General features: G+C 39.7%; 13 protein-coding genes. All 13 read left to right on the top strand.

The window, feature by feature from the left end:
- Window positions 1-5: 5 nt before the first annotated feature.
- The 13 genes from ADU23_RS26985 (at window position 6) to ADU23_RS26925 (ending at window position 15781) form a co-directional block, all read left to right on the top strand.
- Complete coding sequence (locus ADU23_RS26985; RefSeq protein WP_053376589.1) at window positions 6-1061, top strand: Gfo/Idh/MocA family protein; 1056 nt, start codon at window positions 6-8, stop codon at window positions 1059-1061.
- Window positions 1058-1789, top strand: a complete 732-nt coding sequence (locus ADU23_RS26980; RefSeq protein WP_053376588.1) for a ThuA domain-containing protein — start codon at window positions 1058-1060, stop codon at window positions 1787-1789. The genes ADU23_RS26985 and ADU23_RS26980 overlap by 4 nt, the downstream gene beginning before the upstream one ends.
- A gap of 106 nt (window positions 1790-1895) precedes the next feature.
- On the top strand, window positions 1896-3458 hold the full coding sequence (locus ADU23_RS26975) for a response regulator transcription factor (protein WP_053376587.1): 1563 nt from the start codon (window positions 1896-1898) through the stop codon (window positions 3456-3458).
- Window positions 3455-5194, top strand: coding sequence for a cache domain-containing sensor histidine kinase (locus tag ADU23_RS26970; RefSeq protein ID WP_053376586.1), 1740 nt, complete (start codon window positions 3455-3457; stop codon window positions 5192-5194). The genes ADU23_RS26975 and ADU23_RS26970 overlap by 4 nt, the downstream gene beginning before the upstream one ends.
- 125 nt (window positions 5195-5319) lie before the next feature.
- The gene (locus tag ADU23_RS26965; protein ID WP_053376585.1) at window positions 5320-6639 is read left to right on the top strand and encodes an ABC transporter substrate-binding protein; all 1320 of its coding nucleotides are present in this window, start codon (window positions 5320-5322) and stop codon (window positions 6637-6639) included.
- A 63-nt stretch (window positions 6640-6702) separates the two neighbouring features.
- Window positions 6703-7566, top strand: a complete 864-nt coding sequence (locus ADU23_RS26960) for a carbohydrate ABC transporter permease (protein ID WP_053376584.1) — start codon at window positions 6703-6705, stop codon at window positions 7564-7566.
- A 36-nt stretch (window positions 7567-7602) separates the two neighbouring features.
- Window positions 7603-8412 carry a carbohydrate ABC transporter permease gene (locus tag ADU23_RS26955; RefSeq protein ID WP_053376583.1) on the top strand — a complete coding sequence of 270 codons (810 nt, stop codon included), beginning with the start codon at window positions 7603-7605 and terminating at the stop codon, window positions 8410-8412.
- 58 nt (window positions 8413-8470) lie between these two features.
- On the top strand, window positions 8471-9379 hold the full coding sequence (locus ADU23_RS26950) for a dihydrodipicolinate synthase family protein (protein ID WP_053376582.1): 909 nt from the start codon (window positions 8471-8473) through the stop codon (window positions 9377-9379).
- Window positions 9380-9407: 28 nt separating this feature from the next.
- Window positions 9408-10313 (top strand): aldo/keto reductase, encoded by a 906-nt coding sequence (locus tag ADU23_RS26945; RefSeq protein ID WP_053376581.1) that lies wholly within the window; start codon window positions 9408-9410, stop codon window positions 10311-10313.
- Between the two features lie 264 nt (window positions 10314-10577).
- Window positions 10578-11522: a carbohydrate ABC transporter permease gene (locus ADU23_RS26940; protein WP_053376580.1), complete on the top strand. Its 945-nt coding sequence runs from the start codon at window positions 10578-10580 to the stop codon at window positions 11520-11522.
- A 2-nt stretch (window positions 11523-11524) separates the two neighbouring features.
- The gene (locus ADU23_RS26935) at window positions 11525-12370 is read left to right on the top strand and encodes a carbohydrate ABC transporter permease (protein ID WP_053376579.1); all 846 of its coding nucleotides are present in this window, start codon (window positions 11525-11527) and stop codon (window positions 12368-12370) included.
- A gap of 68 nt (window positions 12371-12438) precedes the next feature.
- Window positions 12439-14196 (top strand): cache domain-containing sensor histidine kinase, encoded by a 1758-nt coding sequence (locus tag ADU23_RS26930; RefSeq protein ID WP_053376578.1) that lies wholly within the window; start codon window positions 12439-12441, stop codon window positions 14194-14196.
- Window positions 14174-15781 (top strand): response regulator transcription factor, encoded by a 1608-nt coding sequence (locus ADU23_RS26925; RefSeq protein WP_053376577.1) that lies wholly within the window; start codon window positions 14174-14176, stop codon window positions 15779-15781. Before ADU23_RS26930 ends, ADU23_RS26925 begins: the two co-directional genes overlap by 23 nt.
- The last annotated feature ends 42 nt before the right edge of the window (window positions 15782-15823 follow it).

The following is a 15823-nucleotide window of genomic DNA, read 5'->3' as shown; positions in this document are numbered from 1 at the left end:
TGGAATTGAAAATTCGGATGGGCATTATAGGCATGGGTGGAATTGCAGAGGGTCATATAAGAGGTATTCTACAAAGCAATGATGCTGAGCTAGTCGCCATTTGCGATGTAGACCCGTACACGCTGCAGCAAAAAGGAGCACAGTATTCGATTGCAAAACGATTTGCGAATTACAGGGAACTTCTACAATGTCCCGAAATTGATGCAGTATCCATTTGTACGCCTAATCATATGCACTATCCAATTGCTAGGGAAGCGATAATGAACAAGAAGCCTTTTGCTTTGGAGAAGCCTGTCTCCTTAAACGAGCAAGAAGCACAGGAGTTAAAAAGGCTTGCTGACGAGCATGGCGTGACCAATATGGTTTGCTTCTCTTATCGGTTTAAAGGTGCGGCGAGATATGCTAAGTGGTTAATCGATCAAGGGCACTTGGGAGATATCTATCATGTCTATGGGCAATATTTGTTTTACACCTCGATTGTAGGAAATAAACCACTGCTGTGGCGATTTCGCAAGGAATTAGCCGGTTCCGGGGCTCTCGGAGATCTAGGATCTCACATGCTGGATTTAACGCGATTTCTGGTAGGTGATTTTCAGTCAGTTTGCGGCCATACAGGAACTAATATTTCTGCTCGCAAGATGTTGGATTCGGAGAGGATGGGAGAGGTTACGGTAGATGATTACTGTCATTTCATGGCCAAGCTAGACAACGGGATATCTGCTAATTATTCGATCACGCGCTGTGCGTTTGGTAGATTTAATTATCAACGGTTTGAGATTTATGGTAGCAAGGGAGGCCTAGTCTATCATCTCGATGATTCGGATACATTAGAGGTTTGCCTAGGTGATGTGTATGGCCAATCCCGCATGTATCAGAAGATGTCTATTCCGCCTCATTTTCAAGCTAATCAGATGCAGGCCTTTTTTGATCTCATTAATGGGAAAGGCGACGGTCTTGCTGCCACGTTGGAAGATGGTGTGATGAATCAAAGGCTGCTAGATACGATTCTTCACTCGGCAGAAGAATATAAATGGATGGATTTAAAGGGGGAATTAGGATGAGTACGAAAGTTACGGTCTGGAATGAATATCGCCATGAAAAAATAAACGCCAAAGTGGCACAAATCTATCCTGAAGGTATCCACAAAGCATTAGCAGCATATTTGGGAAAGGATGCAGACTTTGTTGTACGGACTGCTACCTTGGATGAGCCAGAGCATGGTTTAACAGATGAAGTGCTAGCTAATACGGATGTTTTATTATGGTGGGGACATAAAGCGCATGATGAGGTTAGAGATGACATTGTAGAGAAGGTTTATCAAGGCATCCTGAATGGGATGGGGTTAATTGTCCTTCATTCAGGTCATGTATCTAAAATATTTAAAAAACTAATGGGTACATCATGTAAATTAAAATGGCGGGAAGCCGATGAGAAGGAACGGTTGTGGATTGTAGAGCCAGGGCACCCGATCGTTGACGGCATTCATTCTGAATATATTGACATTGAACAAGAGGAAATGTATGGCGAACGCTTCGATATTCCTGCGCCGGATACATTAGTGCTCGTCAGCTGGTTCGAGGGTGGTGAGGTGTTCCGGAGCGGTTGCTGCTACTACAAAGGGCGGGGCAAAGTATTCTATTTTCGTCCTGGTCATGAATCGTACCCTACTTATCATCATCCGGAGGTACTGAAAATTATATCCAATAGTGTCAAGTGGGCAAAACCGGTTGACGGGCCGATACCAGCATTAGGGAAAAATGTGAAGCCGCTTGAACAGATCGGGAAATAAAAAAAGGTTGTTGGGGTAAAAGGAGTACAAACGACAGGCGGTTCTTGTACATCAGTATGAGAGCCGCTTTTCCTTATAGCAGTAACTACCATCAGGAGGAAGCCAATTGAAAATCATTGTGATAGAGGACGAGATGGATATCTTGCGTGGACTTCACGATACTTTGGAAGTCCTTGACCGGCGCATAGAGCATTTGATTACAGCGCGAAGTGCGGAGGAGGCCATCAAGCTCATTGATCAGTACAGACCTGATATTATCGTAACTGATATCGTTCTCCCTGAAATGACAGGACTTCAGATGCTGGAATTGATGGAAGGGATGAATGGTTACAACCCAAAGGTGCTCGTTATTAGCAGCTATAGTGATTTTCATTTTGCTCAGCGAAGCATCCAACTGGGCGCGAGTGATTACATCTTGAAACCAGTCGATAAGAGTGGTTTCGGTCAGAAGGTCGTTCACATGCTTGATTTAATTGAGGAAGAAAAAACTACACAGCAGTACGTGAGTGAGCAAGTAGGATTAGCGAAATTTGGTTCAAGATTTCTAAGGGATAAGTTTGTACTGAGCCTTTGTTTGCACAAAACAACCCTTCAAGAGCATATTTTCCATCAATTACGAATCTGGCAACTGGAGTGGCTGACCAGCAGCCCCTACTATGTCCTTTCAATCAAAAAAAACAGTGAAGCACAAAATGATGTGGAAATGGAGCTAGACCATTTTTCAATTGGTAATATTGCTGAAGAATTGCTCGAAAAGTTTCCCATGTCGATTCTATTTCGAAATGTCAGAACGCAATGGACTATTATTACATCCTACCCCGACGTTCATCATTTGGCTGAAATGATTCAAGAGCAAATCTTTTGCTATCAGAAGTATCGCGTTGTACTGGGCGTAAGCGACAGGATGAATGCCTTTCAAGATATGTCATCTGCTTTTACACAATCTTTGCAAGCCTGCAAGCTACCTCTTAACGATAACAATCAAGAAATAATCTATTATGCTTCTCTCATGCATGACACGAATGAGGTACACGATTATCCAGCCTTATTGTCTACTTGTATATTGGCGGGTGATATTAAACAAATGAGTAACTATATTGGAGTGGCATTAAACGAACTGGCTTATATGGATGAGGTTCGTAGCTTTGGTGAATTATCAGCCAAGGCTTACCAGTTTATCCTGCAAGTATATGCCGATTTAAGTGAAAAAACAGATAAACAGCATCACTTTTCACCAATTGAACTATGGGAAGAGATGGATAAGCTATCGAGTATAGCGGATATGAAACGATATATCTATGATTTTTTCCTGGAAAAATATTTATATTTTAAAGAGGAAGAACATATAGGAGAGCATTTTATTGTTGGAAAGGCAAAGCAAATTATGGTCGAGAAATTCAATTCAGCCTTATCCTTGCAGCTTGTTGCTGATGAATTAAAAGTTCATCCCGTGTGGCTCAGCCACTTGTTTAAGCGAGAGAGCGGGCAGAACTTTCTGGATTACCTGACCGAGCTACGTATAGATGTTGCCAAGAAGCGCCTGAGAAATTCGAATAAAAAAATTTATGAAATTACATTAGAAGTCGGGTATCACGATTCTCAACATTTTGGCAAGCTGTTTAAAAAACGTACAGGAGTAACTCCAAGGGAGTACCGCTATTCCAAATGAAAAAAATAACATGGCTTCCTAAAATGACGTTATTCAAGAAAAATTTTATTTTACTCTTTCTATCCGTCTCGTTATCGATTATTGCGCTGGGCGTATTATCCTATTACAGCTCAAGCAAACAGATTGAACAAATATCATCCGCATTTTTAGAAATTAATCTGCAGCAAAATAGCGAGCGCTTGAGGGATTTTTTTCGAGAGGTACAAGATAAATCTGACAAGGTAATTGGCAATAACAAGCTGCAAATGCTACTGGAAGAGCAATTGAACAATAACTATAACGAGCAATACTTTATTAATGCCTTGTTTCCTATCATGGAAGAAATGGAGAATCCATTTCAGTTAACCATTTACCCAGTGGGAATTGAAGCCTATAAGAACTATTTAAACAGGATACAGTCTGACGGTGTTGATAAGGAAACATACTGGTACAACAAGTCCTTACAGTTGGAGGGGACGCCGTTTTGGCAGGCGCACACATTAGATAGGGATTCTGCTCTGCCAGCAGGGTTTACATTTATTCGCACTATCCGCTCCTTAAAAAGCTTGGAGAAGCTGGCAGTTCTAACGATTGACGTACCGGAAGAATTGCTGAGCAAGAAACTCATTAAGCCGCCACAATATGAGCGATATAGTTTTCAGATGATAGATGAGGACAATAACGTTATTTATGCGGATGAAAGGCAACATATTGGGAATGTATCCAAGGGGCAATTAGTGAATAATAAGGTTTCCGGTGGTTTTCATATAAATGTCAATCATGTGGATCACATGCTAGTAGCGTTTTCAGCAATAGAGGACACCAATTGGTCACTAGTTGCAATGATACCTAAAGCGGATTTGCTTGGACCTATAAAAGTAATACGGGAATTTTCCATAATTATTATTGTCGTGAGTCTAGTCGTCATGTCTATTTTTTTAGCTTTAATTACGAATAAATTTACAATGCCTATTCGTCTGGTTGTTCAATTAATGAAAAAGGTGCAAATGGGTGAGTTAGCTATTATTTACCAATTTGTTACACGAAGCGATGAGATCGGCCAACTGGCAAGAGGATACAATTCGATGGTTGGCGGGATGAGGGAACTTATTAGCACGACTAAACAAGTGGAAGAAGAAAAGCGCGAGCTTGAAATGAAGATGCTTATTAATCAGATCAACCCACACTTTTTATACAATACACTGGACTCCATAAAATGGAAAGCGGATCATTCAGGGAATAAGGTGATCTCGGAAATGGTAGCCTCACTTGCTAACCTGCTGCGGTTTAGTATAAGCGGTGGAGAGCTATTTGCGTCTGTAGAGAGAGAAATGGAGCATGTCAAATCATTTATTAAAATCGAACAGATGAGGAGCAATTATTCCTTTCAAGTGATTGTCCAAATCCATCCTTCAATCTCGCATATGCCCATTTTACGATTAACACTGCAGCCCATTGTAGAAAACGCAATTAAGCACGGTACGAATCGATTGCAGGATGGAATCGGGAAAATCGTGATCCAAATGTTTCGACAAGACGATTTGCTGCTTTGTGTTGTGGAGGACAATGGACCGGGCGCAAGTAAGCCAATTCGGCTCGATAGAATTCACGATGTTATTCCTGCTGGAGAGAGTGGTTTAGGATTATATAATGTAAATCGGCGCATGAATATACAATATGGCGAACGTTATGGCATTACTGCAGGAAATATAAGCACCAGTGGCTTCCGAGTTGTTTTGAAGTACCCTGTTCATTGACCTGATGTGGGCTGCCTTAAAAACACACCATAAAACATTGAAACTGTCGTGTTTTTTGAGTTCAAGCATTTTGTTATGATTTATTTGTAATCAAAACATAGGTGCGAGGGGAGTAGATAGAAGGTATGAAAATATGGAAGAGTGTCGTAATGATCTTAAGCTTGTCTCTAGTTGTTATGGGATGTCAGACGGGATCAGAATCTGAGAAAACAGACCGGGATGGGAATCAAGCTGATGAAAAAATTAAACTCACCTTATGGGCGGGAACGGGACTGAAAAATGTTGAAGGTGAAGACAGTCCCAATTATGGCGACTGGGAACGTGCAAAAGCGAAGAAATTTTCAGAAATACATCCCAATGTCACCATTGAGATTGTCTCTATTCCATGGGGAGAAATCGAGCAAAAAGTCAATGTAGCAGTGGCAGGCAACAATCCGCCAGATATCTTGTTTGATAACGTACCAATGAGAATTATGAAGCATGCTAAAAATAATCAATACGAACCGCTCGATGAAGTGATTGCGGACCAGAAGCAGGACTGGAAACCTGAATATTTGGCAACGGGTATGGTCAATGATCAATTGTACGCGTTGTCACTATATACGCAACCAAGCGTCTTGTTTATAAACCAAACACTGTTTGAAGCAAAAGGATTGGGGCATCTCATTCCGGATAACAGAGAGTGGGATTGGATGCAATTAAAGGAAGCTTTAAAGCAAGTTGTAGATAAGAATGTTTATGGTACAGCATTTTTTGCAAAAAACAATCAATCCGATCAAGTCAATGCTGCTTGGCTATTGTCTGGCGGTGCCAGCTGGGCGAACGATGATTTTACAGAATATTTGTTGAACCGTCCTGAAGGTGTGGAAGCGCTATCGTACATGTTGAGCTTAATGGATGAAGGATTAGTTGCTCCAGGAGCTTCTTCTATGCAGGCGAGTGACTCCATTGAGCTGTTCAAGCAAGGAAAACTGGCCGTCATCTATAATGTTCCGGAAATTTATGGCCATGTTGCTGGCAGTGATGTTAAGCCATATGGCATTGTGCCGATCTTCAAAAACGGGACGAAGCCAAGAATGCTGAATACTGGAGAGAATGGCTATGCATTGTTTAAGCAAAAGGATGAAAACAAGCGTAAAATGGCCCTTTCTTTTATTAAGTTTTTGACAGAGCCAGAAAACGTTAAAGCCATTTCTAAAAATGTGCTAGGTGTGCCAGCCAGGATATCTTCGGAGTATGCGATTAAAAACGAAGATTTCGGTGAGTTGATGAAAAAGATCAAGCCACTTGAGCAGGTCAACCTTGGGAAATCCGTACCATACTACGCAGATTTAAGGCAAAAGTTGTACCCAGAACTGCAAGCAGCATTTCAGAAAAGTAAAACACCCCAGCAAGCACTTGATGATTTTGTGAAATCGGCTAATGCGCTTGCCCTTAAAAAATAGAGGAATAACCTATGACCAAAATAGCAAGATGGATTTTTATTCTTACAACTGGGGTGCCAGCACATGAAAACGCGCAGTACGATATGGAGCTACTTCTTCATAGCGCCAAACTTCATTTTTCTTAGTTTGTTTCTTATTTACCCATTGTTTTACACGATGTATTTAAGTCTGTTTGATGCTGATATCTATTCGCGGAAATTTGTAGGGTTAAGCAACTATTTCGATATTTTTCAAAGTACATTATTTCTCAAGTCCCTTGCCAATACATTCTACTATATTTTACTAATCGTTCCGGCAACAGTTTGTATTTCGCTGATATTTGCTTCTTTGATACAAGGGCTTAATAAAAGGTCAAAGAGCCTTTATCGACTTGTATTCTACTTGCCTGTTGTCAGCACTCCGGTAGTCCTGTCCTTAGTTTGGAGTTGGATGTACAACCCGAGCATTGGTATTGTCAATTACTTGGCAAGCATGATCGGAATAGAAAATGTGGATGTGCTGCAAACGCAGCTTAGTGCGCTTGTTGCAATATCGGTAATTGTCATTACATGGATGGTTGGGCAACCCATTATTTTATACTTATCGGCGATGGATGGCGTATCCCAAGAGTTGTATGAAGCAGCAGAAATAGACGGTGCCAGCCCGATACAACAATTTTTCACGATTACATTGCCCATGATTTCTTATACAACACTATTAATCGTCATTACATCAACTATTAGTGTCTTTCAAATCTTTGTCGTTATTCATCTCATCACCAATGGTGGTCCCTTCCATGGTACAGAATCACTCGTATATACGATCTACCAAACAGCGTTTATATCGCTTGATTATGGGACTGCTTCTGCTCAAAGTGTCGTATTGTTTATTATTATTATACTGATTGCTTTTTTACAATTTAAGCTGTTTAAAACAAAATCGAATTAAGTAGACAAGTTTGGGGTTAACGTAAGGAGCATCGCTATGAAAATAGTTCGTTATATCAGTCTGAGTGCAGCATCATTGCTATTTGTCTTCCCGTTGTATTGGATGATTACAGGTTCATTGAAAAATCAGACGAGTATTTGGTCAAGACAGCCGGATTGGTTTCCTAAGCAAATCATTTGGGATAATTACATTCATTTATTTTCAACAAAACCGGCTCTTAATTGGATATTCAATAGTGTCTTTACAAGTCTTGCAACTGTCTTGTTCGTGTTATTTTTTTCAGCTATGGCTGGTTATGCCTTTGCAAAGCGGAAATTTCCCGGCAAAAACATAATATTTGCATTAGTGTTGGGAACGATGATGATGCCACATCAGGTTACTTTAGTTCCACTGTATATGCTTATCCGCAATTTGAATTTACTAGATAGCCAGATGGGACTTATCTTGCCAGCAATTGCTTTTCCGCTTGGTGTATTTCTTGTCCGTCAATTTGCGTCGACCTTGCCTGATGAAGTGATAGAGGCTGCTAGAATTGATGGCGCCGGAGAGATGCGGTTATTTACGAACATCATCTTGCCATTGATTAAACCAGTGTTAGGGGCGCTAGCCATTTTTGCCTTCATGCAAACCTGGAATGATTATTTATGGCAACTTATCGTTCTTCAGTCAAGCGATAAGCTGACTTTGCCATTAGGGGTATCAACAATGGCTTATGATGAGTTGACCATTAACTACGGCTACGCCATGGCGGGCGCGTCAGTCGCTGCTATTCCGATGATTACTTTCTTTTTATCGTTACAAAAGAGCTTTGTTAAAGGGATTACAATGGGCTCTGTGAAAGGTTAGCGCTCATTTTAACCATAAGGTATGTTTCATATTATTTTAACTACTAGGAGGATAAAAGATGAAATTACGTAATGAACAAGCAGTTGGCGGGATTGTTCCACCCCTTATGACTCCATTATTAGACAATGAGACCTTGGATGAGGTCGGATTGGTCAAGCTTATTCATTATAATTTAGACAATGGTGTTCACGGTATCTTCACAGCCGGTACCTCAGGTGAAGGAGTTATGGTTTCTAGAAAAGTATGGAAAAGGCTCAACGAAATCGTATTACAAGAGGTTGGCGACAGAGTGCCAGTGTACTGTGGCGCAATCGACTGTGGCACCTCCAGGGTAATTGAGAACATAAAAGAATTGGAGCAGCTCGGAGCTAAAATTGTTTATTCCACACCACACTTTTATATGAATACGTCATGCCAACAAGAGATTGTAAGACATTATGAAGTGCTGGATCGTGCTACAGACCTAGACATCATGGTATATGGGCACACAACAGCAACTGGCGTCGATATTAGTACAGAAGCTATTGTGGAGATAGCCAAACTGGATTCCGTGGTGGCCTTCAAGGATACCCGTCCGGATTGGGGAACTCATTTACTGAATTTAATTGCCTTGGAGAACTCCGGTGTCACTGTTTTTGGGGGTGGAGAAGAGATGTTTGTGGCAAGCCTTCTACTAGGCTCACACGGCAATATTTCAGGAATGACCAATATTTTTCCAAAGTTGTTTGTGGATATCTATAATGCCAGCAAGGGAGGAGATGTAGCCAAGGCATACGAACTGCAAAAAGACCTTCTGGAGATTAAAAAGCATATCGGCGGGCCGACATGGCTAACAGGAATGAAATATATAGCTAAAAAAATGAATTTGTTTGCATCAGAGAGGACATCAAGTCCTATTGAGCCATTAAGCAATGAGGATCGTAGAAGGCTGGACGCTCTTGTTGAGCGTTATGTCGTTGTAACATAATATTTTGAAACAAAGAGGTGGCATCTAGATGGAACGTCTTGTACTAACGGATGAGGTCCAATTTTCGAGAATGATACATGGCCATTGGAGGTTGGCGGAATGGAACCTTGGTCCTTCTAAGCTGATGGAGCTCATGCAGTTTTGCATGGAGGAGCAAGGTATCACAACCTTTGACCATGCAGATATTTATGGCGATTATACCTGCGAAGCGTTGTTTGGGCAAGCATTAGCGTTACAACCAAGTTTGCGGTCCAATATGCAAATCGTAACCAAATGCGGGATTAAGCTTATATCGGGTAATCGATCAAATCATGCTATCAAGCACTATGATACTAGGAAATCACATATTATCTCGTCTGTCGAACGATCCCTTATGAATATTAAGACGGATTACATCGATTTGTTATTGATACATCGCCCAAATCCGCTTATGGACCCGGCTGAGGTTGCAGAGGCTTTTGTCCAACTTAAAGAGACAGGTAAGGTTAGAGCCTTCGGGGTGTCGAACTTCTTGCCTGCACAGTTCCAGAACCTTAGCTCCTATTTGCCGTTTCCACTAGTGACCAATCAGCTTGAAATTTCAGTCTCACATGTGAACGCTTTTTCAGATGGGAGTTTGGATCTTTGCCAAGAGAAAAGAATAGCGCCTATGGCTTGGTCCCCTTTGGCAGGAGGACAGCTGTTTCAAGCCACTCACGAAAAAGCTTTAAAGCTGAAGAAAAGGCTGCAAGTGCTTGCGGAAGAGACAAATGCTGAGTCGATCGATCAGGTGATGTATGCCTGGCTGCTGCACCATCCTTCTAGAATCATGCCGATTATTGGATCAGGAAACCGTGAGCGGATCGCAGCGGGAGCAGCGGCACTTCGGATAAAGCTGAGTGACCAGCAATGGTTTGATATTTGGCAAAGCTCTAATGGGAAAGAAGTAGATTAATAAATATGACAGCCTATTACTATGTGATTGTTACTAGTAACAGGCTGTTTTTTCATTCTTCAGCATTTATTAATTGGCTTTCAGCGCTGAAGTAAACCAGAATCGAATAAAAAGAAAAATCTACGACCGAAGCGGTGCTTTGTATTAACATAAACTGCTTAATGTGTTCGATTGTGAAATATAAGTGTTCGATCCTCTCATGTTAAAGTTATGTTTGTCCTTCTATAATTGAGGAGCAGGCTATTTTGAGAGAGAGGTTAGACTATGATAAAAACAAAAGCGAATGCAGTAATTGCTTCACGAATCCCTTACCTGAAAGGTCGATGGGAATCACCCTTAGCAGGTTATTTATTCATTTCTCCCTGGCTGATTGGCTTATTTCTCTTAACAGCGTGGCCTATGCTGCAGTCTCTTTATTATTCATTCACAAATTACACTTTACTAGATGCACCTCAATGGATTGGATTAAGAAACTATGAGCGGATCTTTACGGATGATGAAATATTCGTTCAGTCTTTGAAGGTCACAATATTGTTCGTCGTTTTTTCAGTACCACTTAAGCTTCTCAGTGCTCTTATGATTGCTATCGTCCTGAACAAGAAACTAAAAGGGATTTCATTGTATAGAACGCTTATATATCTGCCGTCCTTGATTGGAAGCAGTATGGCAGTATCCATTTTATGGAAGAATATTTTTGGAATAGATGGATTTCTGAATCGAATCCTGTCCTTCTTCGGTATTGAAGGAGTTAGCTGGATCAGTAATCCATCTACTGCACTTGGGACGTTAATTATCCTTGTTGCGTGGCAATTTGGTTCTTCAATGGTCATTTTTCTTGCAGGCTTGAAACAAATCCCCCTTGAATTGTATGAGGCTTCGTCAGTGGATGGATCTTCTAAAATAAGACAATTTTTTAGTATTACTTTACCAATGCTATCACCGGTACTTTTATTCAACCTCGTACTGCAAGTTATTGGTTCATTTCAAATGTTTACACAAGCATTCATTATTACGAAGGGTGGACCTGTAAACTCGACCTATATGTATGCTCTCTACTTATATGATCGCGCATTCTCAAGATATGAGATGGGGTATGCTTCCGGCCTAGCCTGGATTTTACTCATTATTATTGGCCTAGCTACTGCTTTTATCTTTATATCTTCAAAATACTGGGTATTCTATGAGACAGAAACGGAAGGGAGAAAGTAGGCATGAATGTTGCTACAATAAAAACATTTCGTTCCCATATATTTTTAACTGTACTCAGTGTTTTGATGATTTATCCGATAATATGGTGGATTGGGGCTTCCTTTAAATCTAATGAAGAAATGAACTCACCTTCCTTATTTCCAAATGAATGGATGTGGAGTAATTTTACAGATGGCTGGGCAGCATTGCCTAAATATACATTCACACATTTCTACATGAATACTTTTGAAATCATGTTAGGCGTTGTGATCACTTCGGTCATATCTTGTAGTTTAGTTGCTTTTGGATTTGCAAGACTCGATTTTCCACTTAAAAAAGTGTGGTTTTCAATACTTATGATTACGCTAATGCTTCCTACACAGGTTACACTTGTGCCTCAGTATATTATGTTTAATAACTTTGGCTGGGTGAATTCATATCTTCCTTTCTACATCCCCCACTTACTTGCTGGAGGGGTCGGAGGACCTTTCTTTATCTACTTATTAATTCAATTTATTAGAGGAATTCCGAAAGAGCTGGATGAGTCTGCAAAGATAGATGGTTGCAACTGGTTTGGTATTTATTGGAGAATTGTTTTGCCGCTTACAAAGCCAGCTTTAGTTACCGTTACCATATACTGCTTCTTGTGGAACTGGGATGATTTCTTTGGGCATCTGCTCTATATCAATTCCGTAGATAAATACACAGTTGGACTTGCATTGAAGCTATTCGTAGACAGCTCATCAGAGATGCCGTGGGGTCAGTTACTAGCGATGTCACTTATATCTGTTATACCGTCACTGATTATTTTTTTCTTGGCACAGCGACACTTTGTAGATGGCATTGCCTCTGGAGCAGTTAAAGGATAAAATGAGACAAAAAAATGAAAAGCTGCTAAGACGCAGCTTTTTTTTCTATTGAGAGGAGCATAGATGATTTGGGTTTGTTTAAACGATTAAGTGTAGGTCGCCTGCTTTTTGGAAGCTTCTTGATCTTTATAACGCTGCTCCTGATGATTTTTACATGGGTGAGTTATAGCTTAACCTCCAAGGAGCTCACAAATACAACTTCTAAATATCAGCAGGATGTATTGAATGAACTGAACAAGCAGTTGGATATTCAATTAAATGCAATTGAGCAGATATCATTATCGGTGGCTCTTAACATGGACAGAATTGGTTTTGATCATAAGGATTTGGATCCCTATGATCGCCTGAGGAGAAAGAGAGATTTGGAAAAAATGCTCTCTAATATCAGCTATAGCACAACGATGATTCAATCTATTAATTTTTATATGGAGAAGCCTTTTATAACCTCCTTTCAAGATCCTGTTCAGTTCATTGAGTTGGAGAAGCTAAATAAGGAAGAGTGGTTTTCCGACATTCAACATAATGATTATGCGTGGATTTCCACACATCGTATTCATACAAATAATGGAACAAGCAGGGTAGTTAGCTTTGCCCGAAAGTTATATAGCAATTCGGGTAAGTATTATGGTTTATTGTTGCTAAATATCAAGGCATCTGACATAGAAAGTATGCTGCACGGCGAAACAAATAATAGAAGCCGGATGTTAATAGACATTAGCGGGAAAATCATATCCATGATTGGCAGTCCCCTTTTGACAGAATCGATGAAAGAGAGGATCAGTGATTCGATTAGTCAGAAGAAAACGGATAATTTAACTCTAATCAATGAGAAAGAAGCATTGCTCGTTTGGAGTAAGCTGGATTCTGATTGGGTGTTGGTTGAAGTTACGCCTTGGAAAGAGATTACACATGCGAGCGTCCGTTTGGCGAAGATCTTCATAGCTTTAGGTTTTTCAGCTATCGTAATCGTATCTATTTTTACTTTATTTCTCTCGAGACAGTTTACAAAACCAATTCTTTTATTAGTTGGAATATTAGAGAGATTACCTTCGAAGTTACTAATTGACGATATTCCTACTGATTATAAGAATGAATTTGGATATTTATTTAATGGATATCGCAAGCAGATGGAAAAGATAGATGAACTTATGGTTTCCCTTAATGAACAGCATCAAAGGCAGCGCGAAGCAGAAATTAAAGCTTTGCAAGCAATGATTAATCCCCATTTTTTATACAATACACTAGATTTAGTGAACTGGATGGCAATTAAATCAGGAGAGCACAAAATAAGTAAAATACTTTCTCTTATGGGCAAGATGTTTCGGGTAGGCCTATCCAATGGAGAAACGATGATTTCGATCGTAGATGAAAAAACTCATATTGAATGCTATTTGCAAATCCAAAAAATACGTCTCCAAGATCATTTAACATACACGATAACAGTAGAAGATAATATGAGGAATCTCTATATCCCTAGAGTTACACTGCAGCCCTTTATTGAAAATGCAATTATTCATGGTTTTCATGACAGAAGGAAAGGAGATATTCAAATTAAAGGGTATGTCGAGAATGATAAGATGGTGTTCTCTATTTCAGATAATGGTGTTGGACTTAAAGAAAATTGGAATGAAAAGAAAGCAATGAAGACTGGAGGCTATGGGATACGCAATGTGGTTGAGCGAATTGCGGCTTATTTTGGAACACCCTTTGGAGTAGAAATATTTAGCATACACAATGAAGGAACTACTGTAATGATTAAACTTCCAATAATAAAACATCAAAAGGTTATGAAGGAGGGATTAAATGTGGAAGGTTCTCATCATTGATGATGATTTTCAAGTTATAGAAGGAATGGAGAGAGCAATTGCTTGGTCTTCTCTTGATGCAGTATGCGTTGGAACTGCAATAGACGGTAAAGAAGGATTGAAGAAGATTCGGGAGCTTCAGCCTGATATTATAATTACAGATATTTATATGCCAATTATGAATGGACTCGAAATGATTGAGCAGTTGCGAGATGAGGATTTTTGCTGCGAGATTATTATATTGAGTGGTTATTCCGATTTCCAATATGCTCGTCAGGCTCTGCGCCTACAGGTAAGTGATTATTTATCTAAGCCATTAACAGTGGATGAATTGAACGATGTACTTGAAAAAGTAGTCAGGTCCCTTGAGGTTAAGGAATTAAATGTACTTGAGAAAGAAGAGATTAAATATCGTCTTATGCGTTATGAGCCTTTTGTGCAGAAGGAATGGTTGAAGGCAGTCGTTACTGGGACGTTCGAAAAGTCACTAATGAACGAGAAATTGAATATAATCGAGCAAAAGCGCTGGCTGCAAAATAAGCATGTCGTGATGGCAATCGAGCTGGTACATACGAATCGTATTTCAAATTTAGCCCTTGCGGATTGGAATTTATTTCGCTTTGCTTTAGAAAATATTATTTGTGAAATATTAAAAGATGATTGGCCAGAGTCAAAATTTGTAGAACTGCATAGTCATCACGTAGCTGTTGTTCTTCATATTTCTCCTGATTTAAGTATAGATACATCACTAAGTAGAATACGTGCTGTTGGAGAACGAATTATACAATGTATATTCACGTATCTTAACATTTTGATTCGGGTAGGGATCGGTGATGTTAAGAGCTTAATAGAACTTTCTGATTCTACTGAACAAGCATTTCTTGATGTATTACAGCAGTCAACGAAACAATATCATACGAAGCAGAGGGTGCATTCAGAGTTAAGTGTCGTGACATTTCGCCCGATTAAATTTTATCAGGATCTTTCTGAAGCAGTTCTATATGCTAAAGAAGATACGATTAACCAAGTCATAGATGAATACCTGCTGCAGTTTAGTCAATTGTCAGAGATAGATTCCGAATATTTGCAGTATTTATGTACAGAGCTTTGGACGATTCTCTCATTTACACTATATAAAGCAAATACATGGTCGGATGAGGTCTTTTCAGAGCTTAACATTAGCCACGAAATTAAAAGCATTCATTCTATTGATGATTTCAGGCATTGGTTAATCGCTAAGATCCAAATTATTTTTACGAATCGTGGATGGTATGAGAACAGGAAGCATAAAGAAGTCGTTGATTTCATGATTGATTTTGTTCATCAGCGTCATGCTGAAGAAGTAACGTTAGAAACGTTGTCCAAGCAACTATATCTATCTCGTAATTATTTGAATCAAATTTTCAAGAAAGCGACGGGAGAGACTTTTACGAATTATTTGATTCGAGTGAGAATGGAAAAAGCGAAGGCACTTCTACTTGATGGTAAGTTTAAAATTTATGAGATATCCGAAATGGTGGGTTATAGGAATGTTCCATACTTCAGTTCCTTATTTAAAAAAAATCATGGTGTCAACCCAAGTGAGATAGGAAAAAGTAAATTGTGATCAATAGTGTAAGAAAACTGTTCAATGCTCATATTTTAGTAT

It is taken from the genome of Paenibacillus sp. FJAT-27812, from assembly GCF_001273905.1.
Classification (GTDB): Bacteria; Bacillota; Bacilli; order Paenibacillales; family Paenibacillaceae; genus Pristimantibacillus.
This window is presented reverse-complemented; position numbering and strand designations above follow the sequence as displayed.